The sequence below is a fragment of the Aureimonas flava genome (assembly GCF_003583935.1).
GTDB classification, from domain to species: domain Bacteria; phylum Pseudomonadota; class Alphaproteobacteria; order Rhizobiales; family Rhizobiaceae; genus Aureimonas; species Aureimonas flava.
In genome coordinates this window covers 519,628-543,636 of record NZ_QYRN01000001.1, presented here as the reverse complement: position 1 = coordinate 543,636, position 24,009 = coordinate 519,628, and the positions used below count along the sequence as shown (strand labels likewise).

Below are 24,009 nucleotides of genomic sequence, written 5' to 3'. Positions count from 1 at the left end.
CGCCGACGACATCGATCGAGAGGGTACGCGGGATGGATTGGCTGTGGACGTTTCCGCATATGGACGACAATCGTCTTCGGCTGATCCGCACGACGGTCGATGACGCGTTCCGCACCTTCACCCGCGCGTGGGGCGATCCGATCCAGGCCCTGTTCGAGCCGCTGCGCCTCCTCCTGGTCTGGGCGGAATGGGTGATGCTGAACACGCCCTGGCCCGTCATCGTGCTCGTTGTGGCGGCCCTTGCCTGGGGCGCGAGCCGCCGCTGGCCGATCGTCGTCGGCTCCGTCGTCACCCTCCTGCTGATCGGCCTGTTCGACATGTGGGACGACACGATGCGGACGATCTCCATGATCCTCGTCTGCACGCTGATCTCGCTCGTCGTCGGCATCCCGATCGGCATCGGGATGGCGCGGTCCATCCGCCTGCGCCGCATCGTCAGCCCGATCCTCGACGTGATGCAGACGCTGCCGAGCTTCGTCTATCTCATTCCCGTGGTGATGCTGATGGGCATCGGCCGCGTGCCGGGGCTGATCGCCGTGGTGATCTACGCCATTCCGCCGATCATCCGCCTCACGGACCTCGGCATCCGGCTGGTGAACAAGGAGGTGCTGGAAGCGTCCGACGCCTTCGGCTCGTCGGCTTGGCAGAAGCTCGTCAACGTCCAGCTCCCGCTCGCCATGCCGACCATCATGACCGGGATCAACCAGACCATCATGATGGCGCTCGCCATGGTGGTGATCGCCTCGATGATCGGCGTGCAGGGCCTGGGCCAGCCGGTGCTGCGCGCCATCAACAACCAGTATTTCACGATGGGCATCCTCAACGGTCTCGCGATCGTCGGGATCGCGATCATCTTCGATCGCATCAGCCAGGCCTTCGGGCAGCGCCTGCAACGCCACAGGGAGCACGGACATGCTTGACGTCGCGTCCTCCTTCCCGCCGCCGGCGACCCGCGACGAACAGGCCCCCGCGCGGCACGGCATCGAGATCCGCAACCTGTCCAAGGTGTTCGGCAAGAACCCGGACAAGATCGTGCCGCTGCTCGGCCAGGGCGTCGGCAAGCAGGAGCTGATGGAGGTGCACAAGCACATCCTCGGGCTCAACGACATCAACATCCGGATGCCGGCGGGTTGCATCCAGGTCATCATGGGGCTTTCGGGGTCCGGCAAGTCGACCCTGATCCGCCATATCAACCGGCTGATCGACCCGACCGTCGGCGAGGTGCTGGTGGAGGGCGTCGACGTCTGCAGGATGTCGCCCCGGGAGCTGCGCGAGTTCCGCCGACACAAGACGGCGATGGTGTTCCAGCAGTTCGGCCTCCTGCCCCACCGCACGGTGCTCGACAACGCGGTCTACGGGCTGGAGCTCCAGCGCGTGCCCCGCGCCCGTCAAGTGGACGCGGCGATGCACTGGCTGGGCCGCGTCGGGCTGGCGGGCTTCGAGGGCCACTATCCGCACCAGCTTTCCGGCGGCATGCAGCAGCGCGTCGGCCTCGCCCGGGCGCTGGTGAACGACGCGCCGATCCTACTGATGGACGAGGCCTTCTCGGCGCTCGACCCGCTGATCCGCGTGGACATGCAGTCGATCCTGCTCGACCTCCAGAAGGAGATCCGCAAGACCATCGTCTTCATCACCCACGACCTGGACGAGGCGCTGCGCCTGGGCGACCGCATCGCCATCCTGCGCGACGGCGAGGTGGTGCAGCAGGGCACGGGTCAGGAGATCGTGCTGTCGCCCGCCGACGACTACATCATGGATTTCGTCCGCCATGTGAACCGCGGGAAGGTGATCCAGCTCGGCGCCCTGACGGGCGCGCGCGCCGTTCCCCCGGACGCGGACGGGATCGAGCTGCCCGCCAGCACGCTCCTGGAAACGGCGGTCGCCGCCCTGCTCGGGTCCGGCAAGAGCATGATCCTGGTCACCGACGGACGCGGCACGGTGCTGGGTTGCCTCACCTTGCCGGACGTCGTCTCGGCCATGGTCTCGCCCTGACGGGCGCGGCGCACGGCGCACCGGGCCCCGCCGCTGGACCGGCGCGCGCATCGGTGCGATGACGCCGGCGCGCTCGCGGTACCGTTCCCCAGCCCCCGCGCCGAAACCCCGACTGGACCCCATGCCGAACGCACGTGCCGAACTCGACGCCCTATTCGCCCGCCTCGGCATCGAGCCCGTCTCGATCGAGCATCCCCCGGTCCATACGGTGGAGGAGGCCCTGCCCTACTGGGAGACGCTCGAGGGCGTCCACACGAAAAACCTCCTCCTCAAGGGCGCGAAGGGCGGGCTGTGGCTGGTCTGCGTTCCCAGCGATCGCCGCCTCGACCTCAAGGCGCTCGCCGCGCATCTGGGGGCCAAGAAATTCTCCTTCGCCAGCGCGGAGACGCTCCTTGCGGCGCTCGACGTGGTGCAGGGCTCGGTGAGCCCGCTTGCGCTCGTGAACGACAAGGCCGGCGCCGTGACGCTGGTCTTGGCGAAGGACATGCTGGCCGCGCCGCGCATCACGGTGCATCCATTGACCAACACGGCCACCCTGTCGCTGGTGAGCACCGAGCTGCTGGCCGTGGTGGAGGCGACGGGGCACCGGCCCGCCATCGTCGATTTCGACGCGCTCGACGCGCCGTAACCCTCAGGCCGGCGTGGCCTTGCGCTCGGCCCTCGGGCTGTGCCCGAACCGTTCGAGGTAGCTCTGCGAGAAGTAGGACGCGGAGTTGAAGCCGCTCGTCATCGCCACGTCGAGCACCGACATGCGCGTCTGGCGCAGCAGGTGGCGGGCGTGCTCCAGCCGGATGTTGACGTAGTGCCGGTTGGGCGGGACGCCGAGATGCTCGATGAACAGGCGCTCCAACTGGCGCGGCGACAGGGCGACGCTGCCGGCGAACTCCTCGATGCTGAGCGGCCGCCCGATCGAGGCCTCCATCATCTCCAGGACGCGCTGGAGCTTCGGATGCGCCGTGCCGGGCCGCTTGCCGAGGTCCGGCCGCTGCCGCTCCCCCGGCTCGCGGATCCGCTGGTGGATGAGCTGTTCGGCGACGGCGCGCGCCAGTGCCTCGCCGTGGTCCTTGCGGATCAGCGACAGCATCATGTCGGCCGCCGCGACGCCGCCGGCGCAGGTGAACCGGTCGCGGTCGATCTCGAACAGCTCGTCGCCGACTTCGAGGTCCGGGAAGCCGGCGGTCAGGCCGGGACGATTCTCCCAGTGGATGGTGCAGCGGTATCCGTCGAGCAGGCCGGCGCGCGCGAGGACGTAGGCGCCGGTGCACACCGCGCCGACGGCCGTGCCCGACTTGCACAGGCGGCGCAGGGCCGACAGGAGATCGTGGTGGTCCACGAGATGCACGTCCACCCCGGCGCAGACCACCACGGCGTCGAGGCCCGGCGCATCGCGGAACGCCCCGTCGGCGCACACGCGCACGCCGTTGGAGGCCTCGGCGCCCGCACCGTCCGCCGAGAACAGCCGCCAGTCGTAAAGGGGGGCGCCCGCCGCCCGGTTGGCCAGGCGCAGCGGCTCCAGCGCGGCGGTGAATGCGATCATCGAGAAGCGCTCGGTCAGCATGAAACCGAACAGTTGAGACCCCGAACCGTTCTTCACCACGACACCCGCACCGCGACATTGTCGCAAAATCTAAAATAGCTGTCGTACGGCTTCAAGACAGGACCGTGGAAACCGAGAATCCTTCCAAGTCGAAGAGGCTCTCCGCGCCTCGCAGCCGAAAGTGGCGATCGGTCATGCTCAACACGCTGAACTCCCTGGAATCGCTGGTGCGCGGGCGCAAGCCGGGCCACAGCCTCGACGCGCCGTTCTACACCTCGGCCGATGTCTTCGACGCGGACATGGAGGCGATCTTCTATCGCCACTGGATCTTCGTGGGCGTCGAGCCGGACGTGCCGGAGCCCGGAGACGTCGCGACGGTCGACATCGGCAAGGCGTCGATCCTGCTCGTGCGCGACGACGACGAGGAGGTTCGCGCCTTCTTCAACGTCTGCCGCCATCGCGGCGCCCGGCTGATCGACGAGGAGAAGACCACGGTCGGCAACCTCGTCTGCCGCTACCATTCCTGGACCTACGGTCTGGACGGGCGCCTGGTGCACGCGCCGCACATGGGGGTCGGGTTCGACGCCTCCTGCAAGGGGCTCAAGCCGGTACACCTGCGTTCGCTGGAGGGCCTGCTCTTCGTCTGCCTCGCCGACGAGCCGCCGGAGGACTTCGACCAGCTCGCCGCGCGCATGGCGCCCTACATCGCTCCGCACAACGTTCGCGGGACCAAGATCGCCTACCAGAGCGACCTGATCGAGATGGGCAACTGGAAGCTCACGCTCGAGAACAACCGGGAATGCTACCACTGCGAGGCCAACCACCCCGAGCTGACGGTTCCCCTCTTCGCCTACGGCTTCGGCTTCGCGCCGGAGGAGATGGACGCGCTCGACCTCGAGAACGCCCAGCGCTACGACGCGCTGCGCCAGACCAGCCACGCCGAGTGGGAGAGCATGGGCCTGCCCTCGCGCGAGATCGACGAACTCGACACGCGGGTGAGCGGCTTTCGCACGGAGCGGCTGCCGCTGGACGGCGACGGCGAGAGCCACACGATGGACACCCGCGCCGCCTGCCGCGTTCCGCTGGGCCGCTTCAGCACGGCGAAGCTGGGCGGCCTGTCGTTCTGGACCCAGCCCAACTCCTGGCACCATTTCCTGGGCGACCACATCGTCACCTTCTCCGTGCTGCCGCTGGACGCGGGACGCACCCTGGTGCGCACCAAGTGGCTGGTCAGCAAGGACGCCGTCGAAGGCGTCGACTACGAGGTCGACCGGCTGATCGAGGTCTGGACCGCCACCAACGCGCAGGACGCGACCCTGGTCGAGATGTGCCAGCAGGGCGCCATGAGCCCGGCCTACGAGCCGGGCCCCTACTCGCCCAACACCGAGATGCTCGTGGAGAAGTTCATACGCTGGTACATCGACCGCATGGCGGATCACCTCGCCAAATGACCTCGGCGCAGAACGGGCACGGCCCGAGCGAAGCGGCCGTCGAGCTGGCCGACGGCGTCTGGAACGGCGAGGCGGACGACACGCTAATCTGCCAGGCCGTCTGGCAGGAAACGCACGACGTGAAGACCTTCGTGCTGAAACCGGCGGCGCCGGGGCGCTTCCGCTTCCAGCCCGGGCAGTTCATGACCTACGCGTTCGAGATCGGCGGCGAGGTGATCTACCGCTGCTACACGATCTCGTCGGCGCCCACGCGGCCGGACCGGCTCTGCCTCACGGTGAAACGGGTGCCCGGCGGCGCGGTCTCCAACTGGCTGCACGACACCATGCGGCCCGGCATGCGGGTGCGCGCGGTCGGCCCGATGGGCGAGTTCACCTGCGGCTCGCGAACCGGCCGCAAGTACCTGTTCCTATCGGGCGGCAGCGGCATCACGCCGCTGATGTCGATGGCGCGGACCTTCCAGGACCTCGGCCAGCAGGAGGATGTCGTGTTCGCGCATTCCGCCCGCACGGCGGCCGACATCGTGTTCCGCGAGGAGCTGGAGGCGATGGCGCGGGTGAACCCCGCCTTCCGCTTCGTCCCGATCGCGGAAGGCACGACGCCGCTCGCACCTTGGAACGGCCTGCGGGGCCGGCTGAGCCGCGCGATCCTCGACCTCGTGGCCCCGGACTTCATGGAGCGAGAAGTCTTCGTCTGCGGTCCGGCCGCCTACATGGCCGCGGTCCGCGACATGCTTCGCGCGGCCGGGTTCGACATGGCGCGGTACCACGACGAGAGCTTCGACTTCGGCGCGCTTCCTGCCGCGGAGCAGGCCGAGGCGGCGGAGGCGGAGGCGCAGCTCGAGGGCGATGCCGAAGCCGCGGTGAAGACCTACACCGTGGAATTCACCAAGACCCGCCGGAGCATCCAGGTTCCTGCGACCACGACGGTGCTGGAGGCGGCGAAGCGGGCCGGCATGCGCCTACCCTCGTCGTGCTCGCAGGGTCTCTGCGGTACGTGCAAGTCGAAGAAGGTGTCCGGCACCGTCGAGATGTCCCACCAGGGCGGCATCCGGCAGCGGGAGATCGACGCCGGCATGGTGCTTCTCTGCTGCTCCCGACCGACGAGCGACCTGGTGATCGAACGCTAAGGGCGCACGCGCGCGACGCACCTTACCGCGCGCGGTTGTCGAAGCTGCAGTTGCCGAGGCCGGTGCCGAGCGTCACGGCGGCCCAGCGATCGACGTCGCGCAGGTGCGGCAGCTCGCTCAGAGCCTGAATCACCGCGTCGTTGTGGACGAGGACCCTCGGTGGTTGCCCGGCGATGGTGCCGATCCGTTCGGCGACTTCGCGCGGCAACGAGAAGGCGCCGTCGCTCCAGTCGCCGGGAAGGTTCTGGCCACCGCTCGCCAGACGGCCGTCCGGGCACACGACGCCCGGGCAGGATAGGCCGACGAGCGGACAGAGCCGCAACGCGGCGCGCTCCGCCGCCTCGATCATGTCGCGGATGCCCTCGGCCATCCTGTCCACGACCGTCTCGCGGTCCACCGCGTCGTCGGCATGGCACCACTTGTCGTGGCGGATCACGGTGAAGGCCTCCGTCGCCGGCGCGGCGCGGTCGATCCGCACGATACCCCAGCGAAGGTTGGTTCCGCCGATATCCACGGCAACGAAGGCGTCGCCCTTGCCCAGCGTCTCGGGGCGTGCCGCGAAGGCCCAGCCGATCATACCCGCCTCGTCCGGTGCGTGGTGCAACCGCCGGAGATCCACCGCCGGACCTTCCTCGCGCAGATGCCGCCGGGTGCGCCGGATGAGTTCCGCCCCGACCCCGCCTTCCATCAGCCCGCCGCCGCAGACGATCCGCTGCGTGCCACGCCATTCGGAGGTGTCGAGGAAGCGGAGCAAGACGCCGGCGAAGCGCCGAGAGAAGGTGTCCACCGCCTTCTCGACGACCTGGCCTTCGGTGGTGGACGCTTGCTCCCGCAGCGCCTCGTCGAGGTCGTCGCCTTCGATCTCGTGCGTCCGGTCGTCTCCGAAGGGCGGCTCGCCGCGGCAGTCCACGCGGTGCCGCTCGTGCCGCAAGACCTTGCGGAACTCGGAACCGCTGGCGAGATCGCCAAGGAATTCATTGCCTACCTTGAGAGGCAGGCTGTAGCTGCGCACCTCGACCTGGGGAAGCCGCCCGTCGCCGTGCCGAACCTCCCGTTCCATCCCCGCCGCTTCCATTCGCTTCCCTCGATCCTCAGCCGTCTACGGACCAAGGCGGAAGGAGAACAAGCGGTTCCGGCAACTTTTCGCGAGCAGCGGTGCCCGCACGGGATAGGAGGCGACGGAAGGCTGGCGACCCCGGCAGGATTCGAACCTGCGACCATCGGCTTAGAAGGCCGGTGCTCTATCCACTGAGCTACGGGGCCCGGGCCGCTCGGACGCGGTCAGTGCGTCCAGGGCTGGGCGCGATCGTAACGGAAATTGTCGGAATAGGACACCTTCGGCCGACCGGCGATGTGCTGCTCCTCGACGCGATAGGGGATGCCGTTGCGCTCGGCATACTCGATCGCCAGTTCCTTGGTCTCGAACGAGAGCCGGATCTGGGAGCGCATGTCCCGCGACGACGTGTAGCCCATCAGAGGCTCCACGGTCTTGGGATCCTCCGCCTCGTAGAGGAAGAGCCATTCGCGGGTGTTGCCCTTGCCCGACTGCATAGCCGTGCGGGCCGGACGATAGATGCGGGCCACCATGTTCGCGCCGTCTCCGGATTCGGTTTCCATCGGTGTTCCCGGGATGGTCGGAGCGGCAGGATTCGAACCTGCGACCCTCTGGTCCCAAACCAGATGCGCTACCAGACTGCGCTACGCTCCGACGAACCGGAACCATCCGAAACACTGGGCTTCTAGACCATGGCCACGGGCGGCGCAACGTGGCCCGCGCGACATCGCCAACGCTTGGTTTCAAGGCTTGATGAGCGGATGCTCCAGCCGGTCTCCGGTCTTCGCCCCGTAGCCTGCGGCGGCACCGCCGTTGATCTCCAGGACGTAGCGGACCGGCTTGCCCGACGGGATGGTCTCCAGCGAATGGGGCCGGGCGTTGCGGGCGATGCGAACGATCGTGCCGCTCTTGTCCACGAACAGCATGTCGAGCGGAATCAGCGTGTTCTTCATCCACATGCTGACCGGGCGGCTTTCCCGGAAGTCGAACAGCATGCCTGCCCCTTCCGCGAGCGTCTCCCGGTTCATCAGGCCGACCTCCCGCTCCTTCGGCGTGGCCGCGACCTCGACCTCGATCGGATGCGATCCGGACGCGGTGACGAGCGTCGCCGTGTCGGCCAGCGCGGCGGTCGCCATCGACAAGGCGATCGCCGCTGCGGCGGCGAAGGATCGGGCCCGACGTATCGCCAGGGTCGCCATCAGTGCGTTCCCGGCCGGATGGGGCCCGTCGTGGGATGGATTTCCGCCGCCATCAGCCCCTTCTCGCCCTGGCCGAATCGCACGAGCACCTCCTGCCCCGGACGCAGCTCGGCCATTCCGAACCGGCGCAGCGTTTCCATGTGCACGAAGATGTCCTCCGTATCCTCGCCGCGGGAGATGAACCCGTAGCCCTTGCTGCGGTTAAACCATTTGACCGAGGCGCGCTCGAGCTCGCTCGTCGGAACGACCTGGACGTGTGTGCGCCCGGACGCGGCCGGGTTCGGCGCGACGGCGGTGGACGTGTCCATGCTGAGCACGCGGAACGCCTGGAGGCCGCGTTCGCCCCGCTGCACCTCGCAGACCACCGTGGCCCCTTCGAGGGCGGTGGAGAACCCGTCGCGACGGAGGCACGTCACATGCAGGAGGACGTCGTCGCCCCCCTCCTCCGGCACGATGAAGCCGAACCCCTTCGCGACGTCGAACCACTTGATTCGACCCGATATCGTCTCGAGATCGAGCGCCTGCGAGGCGCTGTCCGCTTCGTGCGAGGATATAGTGGGAGCACGCGCTGTCATCGAACGTAACGCCTCGTCGGCCGCCGCTGCCCGCCATGGAAACGGTTTGGCACCGACCGTTCTTCTTTCCATGCAGGACACGTCAGCATTCGCGATCCGATGCCATTCGTCAAACGATCACCCGAGGTTTCAGAATAGTTTGAAAGGTGAATTTGGGAATCCTCGCGGCAGTCGATTTTCGCGTTCCGCGCAAAAAACTTCCCGCTCGGCGCGATGTCGCAAGCTTCGCAAAAAGCCGCGCGCCTAGAACGGGATCGAATGCGCGACGTATTGGCAGAGCGGTGGCCGCCCCTAAGTCGCCTCGGAACGACGTTCGGAGCCCTGCCCCATGCGATATCTACACACGATGGTCCGGATCACGGACATCGACCGTTCCCTCGACTTCTACTGCAACAAGATGGGCATGGTGGAGGTACGTCGGAGCGAGAGCCAGGGCGGTCGCTTCACCCTGATCTTCCTGGCGGCGCGAGACGACGAAGCCACCGGCCGCTCGCAGGCGGCGCCGCTTCTGGAACTCACCTACAACTGGGACCCGGAAGCCTATTCCGGCGGACGCAACTTCGGCCACCTGGCCTACGAGGTGGACGACATCTACGAGACCTGCCAACGGCTGATGGACCAGGGCGTGACCATCAACCGTCCGCCGCGCGACGGGCGCATGGCCTTCGTGAAGTCGCCCGACGACATCTCGTTCGAGCTTCTGCAGCGCGGCGATGCGAAGGCGCCCGCCGAGCCTTGGTCGTCCATGCCCAACACCGGTTCCTGGTGATCGCCACGAGGAGTCGAGGCAACACTGGCCTCGGAAACGACACAGTGGTAACGAACTAGTCACTTTTCGCGGTCGGGCCTTCGGGCCCGCGCTTGGGGAAGCGAACGCGATCGAGGCGGCAGTCTGCCGACAGTCCGATGTTGGGCGTCGGTCATGGCTTGGACGACGGGCGACAAGCCCCGTCGTCGAGAGGGTGGACGACCGATTGACCGAACGAAACATCTCCTTCCGTCGCGCCGTGTCACGCAAGGCGCTCCTGACCGCGACCGTGGTGTCTCTGTCTCCTCTCCTCGGCGGCTGCGTCTCGGCCGTCGACGAGACCAGCGCCTTCGGCTTCGCCCAGGCGCCGGAGCCAACGTCGATCGAAGAGGCGATCGGGCAGGACGCGGCGGCCTCCGCCGAGTCGGCGAGCGATGACGGGGCCGAGGCCACGGCCGTGGCGGAGGCATCTCCCTCCGCGAGGACGGATGCCGCGGTCGCGGCGCGGGTCTCTCCCTCCCTGGCGGCGAAGGTCGCGGCGGCCGAGCCCGCCGGCGATGCCGAGGTCGCGGCCGCGCAGGAAGCCGACGGCGGCATCAAGGCCGGAACCTTTCTGACGCGGACTTCGAGCCCTTCGGTCGCCGCCTTCGCGGAGCCGAAGAAGAACGTCGAGGCGGATCACTCGCTCTATGCCTCGCTCTACAACCAGGCGCAGGCCAAGACGCCGCTTCGCAATGCCGAAGCCGGCAAGAGCGGCCGGGTCGTCGTCCATCAGCGCAACGACACCCAGGACGACGGGGCGGCCAACGCCCTGCCCGGCGTCGATCCGAAGTCGCTGTTCGAGATCGGCCAGCGCGCCTCGGTCGATTCGGAGCTGATCGACGACATCGGCAGCAGCTACCAGCTCGCCTCGCTTTCCGGCATCGCGCGCCTCGCGCCGAGCGGCCTTCTGATCCAGCGCGAGGACGTGGTCACCAACTGCTTCGATTCCAACCTGATGAACCTGATCGGCCAGATCGAGCGCCGCTTCAAACAGAAGGTGGTGATCACGTCCGGCTTCCGCTCGCCGTCGCACAACCGCCGGGTCAACGGCGCCAAGGCGTCGATGCACATGGCCTGCAAGGCGGCCGACCTGCATGTGCCCGGCGTCAACGGCCAGGAGGTCGCCCGCTTCGTGCGCGCACTGCCCGGACGCGGCGGCGTCGGCACCTATTGCCACACGGCGGCGATCCACATCGACGTGGGCAAGATGCGCGACTGGAACTGGCCTTGCCGCCGCCGCTCGTCCACCTGACCGCGACGCACGGCGCCGCCCTGTCGCCGCCCCGGTCCGTCGGGGCTTCGCCTCGGCGCAAAAGCGCCCGGCGCGCATCGTTTCCGGGTTGCGCCACCGGGCGACTCGCCGTATAGACCCACTCGTCCGCGCCCGTCGTCTATCGGTTAGGACGCCACCCTTTCACGGTGGAGAGAGGGGTTCGATTCCCCTCGGGCGTACCACTCTTCCTCGACTGAAATATCGATCTGTTTGCCGGCACCGTTCGCGCCGCTGGTCTGTGCACGTCGGGTTCAGATGGCGGGAAGCGCCACGTCGACGATGCGGAAGGTCACCTTCTCGCTGCCCTGGTAACGGTCGATCGAGACGCTTCCCGCGACGTGGACATCCTCGCCGCGGCGCCCGAGAAGCACGTCTCCGATCGGCGTTCCGGCGGCGCGGAAGGCGATGGCCGGGGCGGTGGCGCCGTCGGCGCCGCGAAGCGTCGCGCGCACGTGCCCGCCCGAGCCGACCGGAGCCGACGACACGAGGCGATGACGCGGCAGCGCGAAAACCGGCGCCGGGTGGCCAGAGCCGAAGGGCCCCGCCCGCTCGATCGTGCGGACCATGTCGACCGTCAGTCCGCGCGCGCCGATCGCGCCGTCCAGCGCCAGGCTGTCGGCGGCGCGCAGCGTGTCCACCACGCTGCGCGCCCTCGTTTCGGCGCGCAGGCGGAAGTCGGCGAGACTGTCGCGCTCGATCGTGAGCCCGGCGGCCATGGCGTGGCCGCCGCCGCGCAGGAGCGTGCCGTCGGCGACGGCATCGCGAACGAAGCGCCCGATGTCGAAGCCGGCGATGGAGCGGCCCGAGCCCGTTCCGCGCCCCGCCGCGTCGAAGGCTATGGCGAAGGCCGGGCGCCCGAACCGTTCCTTGAGCCGCGCGGCGATCAGCCCGACGATGCCCGGATGCCAGGTGGATCGACCGGCCACAAGGATCGGCGGCCCGTCGCCCTCGCCGATCTCGGCCCGGATCTCGGCCTCCGCCTCAGCCAGCATCTCGCGCTCCATCGCCTGCCGTTCGGCGTTCAGGAGTTCGAGTTCCTCCGCGATCTCCTTCGCCTCGCTCTCGCTGCGCAGCGTCAGCAGCCGGCTGCCGAGCGCCGCGTCGCCGATGCGCCCGCCGGCGTTGATGCGCGGCCCGAGAAGGAAGCCGAGATGGAACGCCTCCACCGGCCCTTGGAGCCGCGCCGTCTCGGCCAGGGCCCGCAGACCCGGGTTTCGGCGCGCGCGCAGGATCTCGAGCCCCCGGACGACCAACGCGCGGTTGAAGCCGACGAGCGGCACCACGTCGCAGACGGTCGCCAGCGCCACGAGGTCGAGGTCGTTCAGGAGATCGGGGAGCGAGGAGGTCGCGTGCCCACGTCGGCGCAACTCGCGCGAGACGGCCACCAGGGTAAGGAACACGACGCCGGCGGCGCAAAGATGGCCCTGGGCGGAAAGGTCGTCCTGGCGGTTGGGATTGACCAGGGCGACCGCGGGCGGAAGGTCCGCGCCGACCTGATGGTGGTCGAGCACGACGATGTCGGTGCCCTGCTCCGCGGCGGCGACGAGGGCGTCCCGGCTGGTGGACCCGCAGTCGACGGTGACGATCAGCGTGGCGCCCCGGTCCGCGAGATCCTTCAGCGCCGCCGCGTTCGGCCCGTAGCCTTCGGTGATGCGGTCCGGGATGCGAATCTCGCAGCGCAGGCCGAAATGGGCGAAGTAGCGGTGCATCAACGCCGCCGATGCCGCGCCGTCGACGTCGTAGTCGCCGAACACGGCGGCCGTCTCGCGCCGCTCGATCGCGTCGGCGAGGCGGGCGGCGGCGGCGTCCATGTCGGTGAGCGTCGACGGGTCGGGCATCAGGTCGCGGATGGTCGGCGCCAGGAAAGCCTCGGCCGCTTCCGGCGCGACGCCGCGCGCCGCCATGACGCGGCTCACGATGTCCGGCAGGCCCGAAAGCTGTGCCATGCGCGCCGCCGCCGCCTCGGCGCGCGGGTCGAGCGCGTGGACCCAGCGCCGCCCGCCGACCGAGCGATCGACGCCGAGGAAGGTCCGGCGGGAATCCGTCATCAGGGAACGCTTCCGGTCCGTCAGCGCCCGAAGACGTCGGAACCGAGGTGCCGGGTACGCATGTCGCGCAGCGTACCGTTCCGCGAATCCATGACCAGCGAATGGGTCTCGATCCGGTTCGAGTAGAAGCGGACGCCGTCGAGCAGGTTTCCGTCCGTCACGCCGGAGGCCGCGAAGATGACGTCCCCGCGCACCATGTCGGCGAGGCTGTAGATGCGCTCCGGGTCGTGCAGGCCGAGCTTCTCCGCCCGGTTGCGCTTCTCGCCCGTGTTCAGCTTGAGCCGCCCCTGGATCTGGCCGCCGGTGCAGCGAACGGCGGCCGCGGCGAGAACGCCCTCCGGCGCGCCGCCGATGCCCATGTAGATGTCGATCCCCGTGCCTTCGGGGTCGGTGGCATGGATCACCCCCGCCACGTCGCCGTCCCCGATCAGCCGGATGGCCGCGCCGGTGGCGCGGATCTCCTCGATCAGTTGCGCATGGCGCGGCCGGTCGAGGATGCAGGCGGTGATCCGGTCCACCGGCACGCCCTTGGCGGCGGCCAGCGATTCGAGATTGTCGCGCGGGCTGCGGTCGAGGGCGACGACGCCGTCTGCATAGCCCGGCCCGATCGCGATCTTCTCCATGTAGACGTCCGGCACGACCAGGAGCGTGCCCCGCGCGGCCACCGCGATGACCGACAGCGCGTTGGGCAGGCTCTTGGCGCAGATCGTGGTGCCTTCCAGAGGATCCAGCGCGAGGTCGACGTCCGCGCCGCCGCGCCCGACGCGCTCGCCAACGAACAGCATCGGCGCCTCGTCGCGCTCGCCCTCGCCGACGACCACCGTCCCGTCGATGGCCAAGCCGTCGAGCTCGGATCGCATCGCGTCCACCGCCGCCTGATCGGCGGCGCGCTCGTCGCCGCGCCCGCGCAGCATGGCCGCGGCCACCGCCGCGCGCTCCGTCACGCGGGCGATCTCGACCGAGAGGATCCGGTCGAGCGGGTCGGATTCGCGGGAAACGTCGCTGCCCATCATGCCGTCGTCCTGTTCGCCGCGCGGGACGGCGCGCAGCGGACTGCGGCCGATCGGCGGCTTTTCCCCGAGTTCAGTCCAGCGCCTCGATGCGGATCATGCGCGGAGCCTCCTTCAGGTGGCCGTCCTTGGACACGGCGTCCAGCGCCTTTTTGACAGCCGCCTCGGTGGTTTCGTGCGTGATGAGGATCACGGGCGCGGTATCGCTCGCGTCGCCGTCGTTCCGCTTGCGCTGGACGATCGATTCCAGCGAGATGTCGTTCTCGGCCATGCGCCGCGCGATGGAGGCGAAGGCGCCCACGCGATCCAGCACGCTGAGGCGGATGTAGTAGCCCCCCTCGTGCGCGCGCATGCGGGCACGGCGGTAGGGCACGAGCTGCTTGGCCTCGACCGCGAAGGTCGGCAGGCGGATGTCCCGTGCCATGTCGATCACGTCGGACAGGACCGCCGAAGCCGTGGCGTCGCCGCCCGCCCCCGGCCCGACGAGCAGGATCGAGCCGAGAAGGTCGGTATCGACCGCCACCGCGTTGGTGACACCGTTCACCTGCGCCAGCGCCGAATGGGCCGGGATCATGGTCGGGTGGACACGTTGTTCGATACCGCTGTCCGTGCGCTGGGCGACCGCCAGCAGCTTGATGCGGTATCCGAGTTCGGCGGCGGCCTCGATGTCGGCGTTGGTGACCGCAGAGATGCCCTCGATGAAGATCGAGTCGAGATCGATCTCGCAGCCGAAGGCCAGCGAGGTCAGAAGCGCCAGCTTGTGCGCCGCGTCGAAGCCGCCGATGTCGAAGGTCGGGTCGGCCTCGGCATAGCCGAGGCGCTGCGCGTCCCGCAGGCAGTCCTCGAACGCGATCCCCTCCGCCTCCATGCGCGTCAGCATGTAGTTGCAGGTGCCGTTGAGGATGCCGTAGACGCGGTTCACGGCGTTGCCGCGCAGCGCCTCGCGCATGGTCTTGATAATCGGGATGCCGCCCGCGGCGGCGGCCTCGAAGAAGATCGTCGCCCCCTTCCGCTGCGCGAGCTTGGCGAGCTCGACGCCATGGTGGGCGAGCAGCGCCTTGTTGGCGGTGACGACGGGAATGCCCCGGTTCAGCGCCGCCTTGACGCTGGCGAGCGCCGCCCCTTCCGCGCCGCCCACGAGCTCGACGAAGAGGTCGATCTCGGCCTTGGACGCCAGCTCCACCGGATCGTCGAACCAGGCCATGGCCGAGATGTCGACACCGCGATCGCGCGAGCGGTCGCGGGCCGAAACGGCGACGACCTCGATCGGCCGCCCGGCACGCAGAGCATAGGTCTGCGCACGGGTCGAAAGGAGGCGGGCGAGCGAAGCGCCGACCGTTCCCAATCCGGCCAGGCCGATCCGCAACGGGCTATCCATGGCTGTCCTTGAACCTTGATCGTCGGTGGGGCGGCGCGCGCCGTTCGGGCTACGCGTCCGCGGATGCCGCCTTTTGGACGGGATCGTTGCCCGACGCAAGGAAGCGGCGGATGTTGCGGGCCGCCTGCCGGATGCGGTGCTCGTTCTCCACCAGGGCGATGCGCACGTAGTCGTCGCCGTACTCGCCGAAGCCGATGCCGGGCGCGACGGCGACGTCCGCCTTCTCGATCAGGAGCTTGGAGAACTCGAGCGAGCCCATGTAGCGGAACCGCTCGGGGATCTGCGCCCAGGCGAACATGGTGGATGACGGCGGCGGAACGTCGAAATGCGCACGCCCGAACGATTCCACCAGCACGTCGCGCCGATGGCGATACACCGCGCGCACTTCCTCGATCGCGGCATCGCCCGCGTTCAGCGCGGCGGTGGCCGCGACCTGGATGGGCGTGAAGGCGCCGTAGTCGAGATAGGACTTCACCCGCGCGAGCGCCGAGATCAGCCGCTCGTTGCCCACCGCGAAGCCGACGCGCCAACCCGGCATGGAGAAGGTCTTGGACATGGAGGTGAACTCCACCGCCACGTCCATCGCGCCCGGCACCTCCAGCACCGAGGGCGGCGGCGAGCCGTCGAAGAAGATCTCCGAATAGGCGAGGTCCGACAGGATGACGATCTCGTTCTCGCGCGCGAACTTCACCACCTCGGCGTAGAAGTCCAGGTCGGCCTCGTAGGCCGTCGGGTTCGACGGATAGTTGAGGATGATCGCGATGGGCTTGGGGATCGAGTGGCGCACCGCCCGATCGATCGCACGCAGGAAGTCCTCGTCCGGCTTGGCGGGGATCGAGCGGATCGTGCCGCCGGTCATCAGGAAGCCGAAGGCGTGGATCGGATAGGTCGGGTTGGGGCAGAGCACCACGTCGCCCGGCGCGGTGATCGCCTGGGCCATGTTGGCGAAGCCCTCCTTCGAGCCCAGCGTCGCGACGACCTGGGTGTCCGGGTTGAGCTTCACGTTGAAGCGGCGCTCGTAGTAGGCGGCCTGGGCGCGGCGCAGGCCCGCGATGCCCTTGGACGCCGAATAGCGGTGGGTGCGCGGGTCGCGGATCGCCTCGCACAGCTTGTCCACCACGAACTTCGGCGTCGGCAGGTCGGGATTGCCCATGCCGAGGTCGATGATGTCGATGCCGCGGGCGCGGGCGGCCGCCTTCTTCTTGTTGACCTCCTCGAACACGTAAGGGGGCAAGCGGCGGATCTTGTGGTACTCTTCGCTCATGGTGACTAGCCTTCGGCTGGACGCATGGAATGGGGCGACGGGACAAGCCGCCGACCGAACGGACTCGGGCATCGAGCGTCCGCTGGAGCCGGGCACATCGACCGCTTGGCGGTCGGCGGCGCTCTACTGCGCCCGGCTGCTGGCTGCGTCGGCCGGCGCGGGTGCGAGCACCCTGTCCGCCTCTGCCTGCTGGCTTGCCGCCAGGGCTTGGAGCTCGGCCACGTCGCGCCGATAGGCGGCGTCCGGGTTGCCGCCCCCCCGCGCCTCGACGCGGGCGTAGCGCTGCTCCGTCTGCTGCACGGTCTCGTCGGACGCCTGCGGGCGCGCGGCGCGCGGCATCCGCCCGATCACCGGATAGCCCTGCTCGTCCAGCTTCTGGCCGGAGGAGCCGACGCCGGGCGCGGCGGCCAGCGGCGGAGGCGTCACGGGGGTTTCGTCGCGCGGAAGGAAGGATTGGCACGCGGACAGGGGCAGCGCGAGCGACACGCACATCCCCGTCATTCGAACCGCTCGCATCGCCATGGTCATGAAGGCCTTCCCCCGAACGCGCCCTTCTTATCCGAACGATCGGGGCTTGGGAATGGCGCGGCGCGGCGACGGCGATGCTGCGTCGCGGCGACGAAAGTCCGGCGCAAGACGCTTCCCGCTGCTGCCGCAGGCGCGACATTGTGCTCTACAGGGATCCGAGGAGGACCGGCCATGGCGGAAACGACATCCACGACCGACACCCCCGCCGGGAACATGCCTCCGTTCGCGGACTACGCTGTCCGCGATCCCGAAGCTTTCGCCCGCAACATGGCGCGCATGCTGGAGCAGGTCGGCAAGGCGGCGTCCGCATGGGTCGAGCCGCGCGAGCGCGGCGAGGTGAAGGACGGTCCGCTCAGCTATCCCGACATGGTCGCCACCCTGTCGCGCGTCGGCGAATACTGGTTGGGCGATCCCGGCCGCTCGCTGGAGGCGCAGAGCGCCCTGATGATCCGCTTCATGGGCCTGTGGGCCGACTCGATCCGCAAGGCGGCCGGCGCGGCGCCGGCCTCGGGGTCGGCCTCGTCCGCCCCGGCCGACAAGCGGTTCACGCACGAGGACTGGAGCCGCAACCTGTTCTTCGGTTTCCTGAAGGAGGCCTACGTGATCGCCTCCGAATGGGCGACCATGCTGGTGGAGCGTTCCGAGGGGCTCGATCCGCACACGCGCCAGAAGGCCGCCTTCTACGTGAAGCAGATCGCCAACGCGATCTCGCCCTCGAACTTCGTGCTGACCAACCCCGAGCTCTACCGCGAGACCGTTGAGCAGAACGGCGAGAACCTCGTGCGCGGCATGCGCATGTTCGCCGAGGACATGATGAAGGGAAAGGGCCAGCTCAAGCTGCGCCAGTCGGACCCGACGAAGTTCGCGGTGGGCGAGAATCTCGCCATGACGCCCGGCAAGGTCGTGGCCGAGAACGAGGTCTGCCAGATCATCCAGTACGCGCCGGCCACCGAGACGGTGCTTCGGCGACCGATCCTGATCGCGCCGCCCTGGATCAACCGCTTCTACATCCTCGACCTCAACCCGGAGAAGTCGTTCATCCGCTGGATGGTCGAGCAGGGCCACACCGTGTTCGTCATCTCCTGGGTGAACCCGGACGAGCGCCACGCCGACAAGACCTGGAAGGACTATATCGACGAGGGCATCGCCTTCGGGCTCGACATCGTGGAGCAGGCGACGGGCGAGCGCGAGGTCAACATGGTGGGCTACTGCGTCGGCGGCACGCTGCTGGCCGCCTCGCTGCCCTACCTGCGGGCCAGGGGCAACGAGCGCATCGCGTCCGTCACCTTCCTCACCACGCAGATCGACTTTCGGCATTCCGGCGATCTCAAGGTCTTCGTGGACGAGGGCCAGCTCTGCGAGATCGAGCGGACCATGGAGAAGGGCTATCTCGACGGCTCGCAGATGGCCGCCGCCTTCAACCTCCTGCGCTCGGGCGACCTGATCTGGCCCTACTTCGTCAACAACTACCTGAAGGGCAAGGAACCCCTGCCCTTCGACCTCCTGTTCTGGAACGCCGACGCCACCCGGATGGCCAAGGCCAACCACCTCTTCTACCTGCGCAACTGCTACCTGGAGAACCGCCTGTCGCGCGGCCTGATGGAGATCGGCGGCGTGCGGCTCGATCTCTCGACCGTCACGCTGCCGGTCTACAACCTGGCGACCAAGGAGGACCACATCGCGCCCGCGCTCAGCGTCTTCGAGGGCAGCCGCGCGCTCGGCTCGGCGGTCACCTACGTCGTGTCCGGCTCGGGCCACATCGCCGGCGTGGTGAACCCGCCGTCCAAGGGCAAGTATCAGTTCTGGGTCGGGCCCTCGCCGTCCGGCGAACTGACCTTCGATGACTGGTGGAGCCGGGCGCGCGAAACCAAAGGGTCGTGGTGGCCGCACTGGCAGGCTTGGATCGAGGCGCTGTGCGACGAGCGCGTCGAGGCGCGCGAGCCGGGCGCCGGCGGGCTGGCCGTGATCGAGGACGCGCCGGGGCGCTACGTGCGGCAATAGCGCGGCGGGGTTGAAGCGTCGCGCGTTCGGTGCGACATCACGATTGAATCTCCCTTTCCCGTTCCGGGCCCGTGCCGCTGCAACCATGACAGTCTATCTCGAAGCCGAAGCCATCCCTCTCCGCAACACCGGCTCCATCCGTCTCTACGATGCCGAGGCGTTCGAGGGCATGCGTCGCGTGAGCCGCCTGTCGGCGACGGTGCTGGACGAACTGGCGGCCATCGTGAAGCCGGGGGTGACCACCAACGAGATCGACCGCTTCGTCTTCGAGTTCACCCGCGACAACGGCGCCTTGCCCGCCCAGCTCAACTATCGCGGCTATACCAAGAACGTCTGCACCTCGATCAACCACGTGGTTTGCCACGGCATCCCCAACGACAAGCCGCTGCGCGACGGCGACATCGTCAACATCGACGTGACGCTGATCCTCGACGGCTACTACGGCGATACGTCACGGATGTACCCCGTCGGTCAGATCAAGCGCGCGGCCGAGCGTCTGTGCGAGATCACCTACCGCTCGCTGCTGATCGGAATCGAAGCCGTCAAGCCGGGGGGCCATATCGGCGACATCGGCGCGGCCATCCAGGCCTATGCCGAGGGCGAGCGCTGCTCCGTGGTGCGGGACTTCTGCGGCCACGGCATCGGCCGCCTCTTCCACGACGCGCCGAACATCCTCCATTACGGCCGTCGCGGCGACGGCGTGGAGATGCGCCCCGGCATGATCTTCACCATCGAGCCGATGATCAACCTCGGGCGCCCGCACGTGAAGGTCCTGGCCGACGGCTGGACGGCGGTCACCCGCGATCGCTCCTTGTCGGCTCAGTACGAGCACACGGTCGGCGTTACCGAGACCGGGTGCGAGGTCTTCACGCTCTCCCGCAACGCGCAGGACATGCCGGGCTTTCCCGCCTCGGCATGGGCCGCGACCAGCGGCTGAAGCGCCGTGCGGGACGGCGAGAATCGCCTGGAGGATGCGTCCGGCACGCCGTGGGAGGGCAGCAGACAGGACCCTCCCACCGTCAAGCCCTACCCCGTCGCGAGGGATCACGACGGGCACCGTGACCGTCTGCGCGAACGCTTCGCGGCAGCCGGCCCCGACGCGCTGGCCGACTACGAGCTTCTGGAACTGCTCCTTTTCCGCTTCATCCCGCGAAGGGACACCAAGCCGATCGCCAAGTCGCTGCTCGCGCGCTTCGGCACGCTGGCGGAGGTCCTCAACGCGCCTGCCGCCCTCCTCCAAGAGGTCGACGGCATCGGCGCGGGGACGGCGATGGACCTTCGCATCGTCACCGCGGTCAACCAGCGGGCCTTCCGCTCGTCGATCCGCGCGCGGGAGGTGCTGTCGTCCTGGTCGGCGGTGCTCGACTACTGTCATGCCGCGATGGCCCACGAAACGCGCGAGCAGTTCCGCATCCTGTTCCTCGACCGCAAGAATGCGTTGATTGCGGACGAGGTGCAGCAGGTCGGCACCGTGAACCATACGCCGGTCTATCCGCGCGAGGTCATGGGCCGCGCCCTAGCCCTATCCGCCAGCGCGCTGGTGCTCGTCCACAACCATCCGTCCGGCGACCCTCGCCCGTCGCGGGCCGACATCGAGATGACGCAAACCCTGATCGGCGTCGCCGACGCGCTCGGCATCCAGATCCACGACCACGTCATCATCGGCCGCGACGGCCATTTCAGCTTCCGCAACGAGAAGCTGATCTGAAAGGTCAGTTGAGGTAGCCCGCCTCCTGCACCAGCCGGATCTCGCGCGGCTGGATCAGCCCCTGGTGCATCACCCGAACCGAATGGATGCTCGCCTCCACGTCACGCTTCCAATGGTCCAGGAAACGGCGAAGGCGGGGATATTCCGGCGCGATGTCCTCGAACTGCCAGGAGAAGGTCTGGAGGAACGCCGGATGGTCGGGCATCCGGTAGAGGATCTCGGCGAAGGTCAGGCCGTAGCCGGACAACATCTTCAGGAACTGCGGATCGGGCGTACGTGCGATGGGCATGTCGGCTCCTTCTGCATCCGAGCCGATGGAGGCGGCCCCGATCGAAAGGCTGCGCCCGCACCGTTAACGAAAGGTTACGACAAAGCCGCGAGATGGCGCGAACTTCGCCAACGCGATCCATCGCGAGAAATTTGGGCACGCTCGAATCGTCAGTCGAAGGACCCGCCGGCGGCGTGCAGAAGCTCCGGCGTGTCGACGTCGAGCGACGCCGCACGGCCGATCTCCACCTCGCGGATCAGGTCGGCATGGGCCTGCACGATCGAGCGTGCGCCGACATCGCCTTCGAGCGCGGCGACGGCCGAGGCGAAGCGGGTGGATAGGATCACCGGATTGCCCCGCTTGCCACCGTCGGTCGCCAGCACGATCGATCCCACACCGGCCGGATCGAAGGCGGCGATCATGCGATCGAGGTCGGCGGTGGACAGGAGCGGCTGGTCGGCCAGAAGGACGAGGATGCCGTCGCACCCACCGGCCACGGCCTGAAAGCCCGCTGCCAGGGAGGTCGACAAGCCTACCGCGTAGCGCGGGTTGCGAATGGTGCGGATCGCCGCGCCCGCCAGCGCCTCCTCGACGGCCTCGGCCATATGGCCGGTGACCACCGTCACACCGCACGCGCGGCTGGCGAGCGCGGTGTCCACCGTTCGCCGCACGAGAGGCAGTCCGTCGAAGCGAGCCAGGAGCTTGTTCGGCCCACCCATGCGGCTGGAGCGCCCGGCTGCGAGCACCAGTGCGTGGATCCGCGCCGGCGCCTCGGGCTCGCGGGGAGCGGCTTCGCGCAACTGCGGCCGGGATGCGATTTCCATCAGGAGCCCCCCGACGCCGAGACCGACGATGTCTTCGCGCGCGACTTCGAGATCGGCGAGGATACGATTGAGAATCCAATCGAAACCGTTTTCCACCGGGCTGCGCGCGCAGCCCGGTGCGCCGAGGATCACGCGCGGGCCGATGCGCCCGAGCAGCAGAAGATTGCCCGGGTCCACCGGCATCCCGAGATGGACGACCTCGCCGCCCGCGCGGCGGATCGCCGCCGGAACCACGTCCGCCTCGTCGATCACCGCCGAGGCTCCGAAGACGATCGTCAGCTCCTCGCCCGGCTCGGCCGCAGCCAGCCGCTCGGCCAGGGCTTCCTCGTCGTGCGGGCATCGTGCTTCGCGCAGGATAGGCGAGCCGGACGAGCCCAGCCGTCGCTCCAACACGCGGCGCGTCTTGTCGAGGGTCGCCGGCTTCACCGCCGGCAGTCGCGTCTGCACGAGCCCGATGCCGCGCGCTCGGAACGGCGCCAGCGCCAGCGCCCGGCCGGAACGGAGGATCCGAACGGCCCGATCCACCGCCTCGCCCGGTACGGCGAGCGGGATGATCTTCACCGTCGCGACCATCCGGCCCCGGCCGGCGGGTGCGAACTCGCCGAGAGTGGCCAGGGTGATGCCGGGGTGGATGCGGTTCACCGCGTCCACCAGCGCGCGATCCGGCAGAACGAGGCCCGAGCGTCCCGCATGAAGATTGGCCCGGCCCGTGCCCGGCGACGCCAGCTCGACGCCATCCGAGACCAGGGCGGCGGCGATCCGCCCGGCCGCCTCGTCTTCCGGCACGTCCCCATCCTCGAGACGCGCCACCACCAGCGTTTGCGTCCCACCGGCCCTGAGTGCATCGATGTCCTCAAGCGTCAGCCGGTGGCCTTTCGGGAGCCGCCGCCCGCCGGCCAAGGTGGCGTGCGCCAGCAGGGCACCCTCGGCTTCCCCCGTCGGAACGGCGCCGAATCTCATACGGCCGGCGCCTCTCCGCGTCGTTCGGCGTGCATCTTGCGTCCGCGGAACGCGGCGACCACGGATGCCAGGATCGCGACCGCGATCTCGGCCGGGGTCGCCGCGCCGATATCGACCCCGATGGGCGCCTCGATGCGGTCGATACGATGCTGCGGCAGACCGGCGGCCAACAGCCGTTCGACGCGTCGCGCATGCGTCTTCCGGCTGCCCAGGGCGCCGATGTAGAAGCAGCCCGTCTGCAAGGCTTCGATCAGCGGATGATCGTCGATCTTGGGATCGTGCGTCACCGCGACCAGCGCGGTGTAGGCGTCGAGCGGCCGCTCGCGTAGGACGTCTTCGGGCCATTCCGCCAATAGGTCGACGCCGGGAAAGCGGTCGGGCGTGGCGAAGGCCGTGCGCGGATCGACGATCGCGATATCGAAGCCCGCCAGCCGTGCCATCGGCGCGAGCGCCTGGCTTATATGAACCGCGCCGATCACCAGGATGCGCGGCGGCGGCAGGTAGACGTTGAGGAAGCGCTGCGTGTCGGCCAGGAGCCCAGAGCGCCCGGAGCGAAGCGCGCGCGCCACCGCTTCGTCCTCGGCCTCCGCGTCCGATTCCAGCACCAGCCGCTGGACGCCGCTCGCGAGGTCGGTCACGACCAGGCATCCGCGGCGGGCGGCTCGTTCGGCGTTCAGCGCGCGAAGGAGTTCGCTCCGCATCAGGCGACCCGTTCCAGATAGACGCGGATGCGGCCGCCGCACGACAGGCCGACGCGCCAGGCGGTCTCGTCGGCGACGCCGAACTCCAGCACCCGCGCCGCGCCGCTTTCGATCACCTCCATCGCCTCGGCGATCACGGCGCCCTCGACGCAGCCGCCCGAGACCGAGCCCTCGAAGCCGCCGTCCGCGTCGATCACGAGATGGCTGCCCACGGGGCGCGGGGCCGAGCCCCAGGTCTCGATCACCGTCGCCAAGGCGAGCCGGCGCCCTTCGCCGACCCAGCGTTCGGCCACGCGCAGGATATCCGTCGTCTCGCTCATC

24 protein-coding genes and 3 tRNA genes are annotated in these 24,009 nt (G+C 68.8%); 11 read left to right on the top strand and 16 right to left on the bottom strand.

All coding sequences use genetic code 11. The features are described 5' to 3' along the window. Window positions 1–32: 32 nt before the first annotated feature. The 3 genes from D3218_RS02685 (at window position 33) to D3218_RS02675 (ending at window position 2,620) form a co-directional block, all read left to right on the top strand. Complete coding sequence (locus tag D3218_RS02685) at window positions 33–920, top strand: ABC transporter permease (RefSeq protein ID WP_119538320.1); 888 nt, start codon at window positions 33–35, stop codon at window positions 918–920. Continuing rightward, on the top strand, window positions 913–1,992 hold the full coding sequence (locus tag D3218_RS02680; protein WP_119538319.1) for a quaternary amine ABC transporter ATP-binding protein: 1,080 nt from the start codon (window positions 913–915) through the stop codon (window positions 1,990–1,992). Before D3218_RS02685 ends, D3218_RS02680 begins: the two co-directional genes overlap by 8 nt. Before the next feature lie 121 nt (window positions 1,993–2,113). Next, window positions 2,114–2,620, top strand: coding sequence for a prolyl-tRNA synthetase associated domain-containing protein (locus tag D3218_RS02675; RefSeq protein ID WP_168990394.1), 507 nt, complete (start codon window positions 2,114–2,116; stop codon window positions 2,618–2,620). A 3-nt stretch (window positions 2,621–2,623) separates the two neighbouring features. On the opposite strand, the gene D3218_RS02670 is transcribed toward D3218_RS02675, so the two are convergent. Beyond that, a complete protein-coding gene (locus D3218_RS02670) occupies window positions 2,624–3,529 on the bottom strand; it encodes a GlxA family transcriptional regulator (RefSeq protein ID WP_245414890.1) in 906 nt (301 codons plus the stop codon). A gap of 194 nt (window positions 3,530–3,723) precedes the next feature. Between D3218_RS02670 and D3218_RS02665 the strand changes: the two genes are divergently transcribed. Both D3218_RS02665 and D3218_RS02660 read left to right on the top strand, forming a co-directional pair. Beyond that, entirely contained in the window at window positions 3,724–4,980 is a 1,257-nt protein-coding gene (locus tag D3218_RS02665; protein ID WP_119538316.1) for an aromatic ring-hydroxylating oxygenase subunit alpha, read from the top strand. Next, complete coding sequence (locus D3218_RS02660; protein ID WP_119538315.1) at window positions 4,977–6,107, top strand: FAD-binding oxidoreductase; 1,131 nt, start codon at window positions 4,977–4,979, stop codon at window positions 6,105–6,107. The genes D3218_RS02665 and D3218_RS02660 overlap by 4 nt, the downstream gene beginning before the upstream one ends. Window positions 6,108–6,129: 22 nt before the next feature. On the opposite strand, the gene D3218_RS02655 is transcribed toward D3218_RS02660, so the two are convergent. The 6 genes from D3218_RS02655 to D3218_RS02630 form a co-directional block, all read right to left on the bottom strand. After that, the gene (locus D3218_RS02655) at window positions 6,130–7,167 is read right to left on the bottom strand and encodes an ROK family protein (protein ID WP_168990393.1); all 1,038 of its coding nucleotides are present in this window, start codon (window positions 7,165–7,167) and stop codon (window positions 6,130–6,132) included. Window positions 7,168–7,294: 127 nt separating this feature from the next. Next, window positions 7,295–7,370: transfer RNA gene (locus tag D3218_RS02650), tRNA-Arg, on the bottom strand. Between the two features lie 18 nt (window positions 7,371–7,388). Next, window positions 7,389–7,724 (bottom strand): ETC complex I subunit, encoded by a 336-nt coding sequence (locus D3218_RS02645; protein ID WP_119538313.1) that lies wholly within the window; start codon window positions 7,722–7,724, stop codon window positions 7,389–7,391. 14 nt (window positions 7,725–7,738) lie between these two features. Further along, a tRNA-Pro gene (locus D3218_RS02640) sits at window positions 7,739–7,815 on the bottom strand. An 89-nt stretch (window positions 7,816–7,904) separates the two neighbouring features. Further along, entirely contained in the window at window positions 7,905–8,360 is a 456-nt protein-coding gene (locus D3218_RS02635; protein ID WP_119538312.1) for a DUF192 domain-containing protein, read from the bottom strand. Beyond that, window positions 8,360–8,935, bottom strand: a complete 576-nt coding sequence (locus tag D3218_RS02630; RefSeq protein WP_119538311.1) for a cold-shock protein — start codon at window positions 8,933–8,935, stop codon at window positions 8,360–8,362. Before D3218_RS02630 ends, D3218_RS02635 begins: the two co-directional genes overlap by 1 nt. Before the next feature lie 328 nt (window positions 8,936–9,263). Here D3218_RS02630 and D3218_RS02625 point away from each other — a divergent pair, with 328 nt between their 5' ends. From D3218_RS02625 to D3218_RS02610, 3 genes are all read left to right on the top strand, one after another. Further along, window positions 9,264–9,704, top strand: coding sequence for a VOC family protein (locus D3218_RS02625; protein ID WP_119538310.1), 441 nt, complete (start codon window positions 9,264–9,266; stop codon window positions 9,702–9,704). 205 nt (window positions 9,705–9,909) lie between these two features. Then, window positions 9,910–10,977 (top strand): YcbK family protein, encoded by a 1,068-nt coding sequence (locus D3218_RS19905; RefSeq protein ID WP_245414889.1) that lies wholly within the window; start codon window positions 9,910–9,912, stop codon window positions 10,975–10,977. A gap of 128 nt (window positions 10,978–11,105) precedes the next feature. Beyond that, window positions 11,106–11,180, top strand: a tRNA-Glu gene (locus tag D3218_RS02610). 69 nt (window positions 11,181–11,249) lie between these two features. On the opposite strand, the gene recJ is transcribed toward D3218_RS02610, so the two are convergent. The 5 genes from recJ to D3218_RS02585 form a co-directional block, all read right to left on the bottom strand. Further along, window positions 11,250–13,046: a single-stranded-DNA-specific exonuclease RecJ gene (gene recJ, locus D3218_RS02605; RefSeq protein ID WP_119538309.1), complete on the bottom strand. Its 1,797-nt coding sequence runs from the start codon at window positions 13,044–13,046 to the stop codon at window positions 11,250–11,252. A 20-nt stretch (window positions 13,047–13,066) separates the two neighbouring features. Continuing rightward, window positions 13,067–14,056: a class II fructose-bisphosphatase gene (gene glpX / locus D3218_RS02600; protein ID WP_119538490.1), complete on the bottom strand. Its 990-nt coding sequence runs from the start codon at window positions 14,054–14,056 to the stop codon at window positions 13,067–13,069. Window positions 14,057–14,129: 73 nt separating this feature from the next. After that, window positions 14,130–15,434 (bottom strand): homoserine dehydrogenase, encoded by a 1,305-nt coding sequence (locus tag D3218_RS02595; protein ID WP_119538308.1) that lies wholly within the window; start codon window positions 15,432–15,434, stop codon window positions 14,130–14,132. A 49-nt stretch (window positions 15,435–15,483) separates the two neighbouring features. Then, window positions 15,484–16,698, bottom strand: coding sequence for an LL-diaminopimelate aminotransferase (locus D3218_RS02590; RefSeq protein WP_119538307.1), 1,215 nt, complete (start codon window positions 16,696–16,698; stop codon window positions 15,484–15,486). A 123-nt stretch (window positions 16,699–16,821) separates the two neighbouring features. After that, window positions 16,822–17,124: a hypothetical protein gene (locus tag D3218_RS02585; protein WP_136625045.1), complete on the bottom strand. Its 303-nt coding sequence runs from the start codon at window positions 17,122–17,124 to the stop codon at window positions 16,822–16,824. A gap of 273 nt (window positions 17,125–17,397) precedes the next feature. On the opposite strand from D3218_RS02585, the gene phaC reads away from it, so the two are divergent. From phaC to radC, 3 genes are all read left to right on the top strand, one after another. After that, the gene (gene phaC / locus D3218_RS02580; protein WP_119538305.1) at window positions 17,398–19,227 is read left to right on the top strand and encodes a class I poly(R)-hydroxyalkanoic acid synthase; all 1,830 of its coding nucleotides are present in this window, start codon (window positions 17,398–17,400) and stop codon (window positions 19,225–19,227) included. Window positions 19,228–19,312: 85 nt separating this feature from the next. Beyond that, window positions 19,313–20,164 carry a type I methionyl aminopeptidase gene (gene map / locus D3218_RS02575; RefSeq protein ID WP_119538304.1) on the top strand — a complete coding sequence of 284 codons (852 nt, stop codon included), beginning with the start codon at window positions 19,313–19,315 and terminating at the stop codon, window positions 20,162–20,164. A gap of 6 nt (window positions 20,165–20,170) precedes the next feature. Then, window positions 20,171–20,935 carry a RadC family protein gene (gene radC, locus D3218_RS02570; protein ID WP_119538303.1) on the top strand — a complete coding sequence of 255 codons (765 nt, stop codon included), beginning with the start codon at window positions 20,171–20,173 and terminating at the stop codon, window positions 20,933–20,935. A 4-nt stretch (window positions 20,936–20,939) separates the two neighbouring features. On the opposite strand, the gene D3218_RS02565 is transcribed toward radC, so the two are convergent. From D3218_RS02565 to D3218_RS02550, 4 genes are all read right to left on the bottom strand, one after another. Beyond that, complete coding sequence (locus D3218_RS02565; RefSeq protein ID WP_119538302.1) at window positions 20,940–21,224, bottom strand: usg protein; 285 nt, start codon at window positions 21,222–21,224, stop codon at window positions 20,940–20,942. 149 nt (window positions 21,225–21,373) lie between these two features. Then, window positions 21,374–22,987, bottom strand: a complete 1,614-nt coding sequence (locus D3218_RS02560; RefSeq protein WP_119538301.1) for an NTP transferase domain-containing protein — start codon at window positions 22,985–22,987, stop codon at window positions 21,374–21,376. Continuing rightward, a complete protein-coding gene (locus tag D3218_RS02555) occupies window positions 22,984–23,688 on the bottom strand; it encodes an XdhC family protein (RefSeq protein WP_119538300.1) in 705 nt (234 codons plus the stop codon). The genes D3218_RS02560 and D3218_RS02555 overlap by 4 nt, the downstream gene beginning before the upstream one ends. Next, on the bottom strand, window positions 23,688–24,008 hold the full coding sequence (locus tag D3218_RS02550) for an XdhC family protein (protein WP_119538299.1): 321 nt from the start codon (window positions 24,006–24,008) through the stop codon (window positions 23,688–23,690). Before D3218_RS02550 ends, D3218_RS02555 begins: the two co-directional genes overlap by 1 nt. Window position 24,009 lies beyond the last annotated feature (1 nt).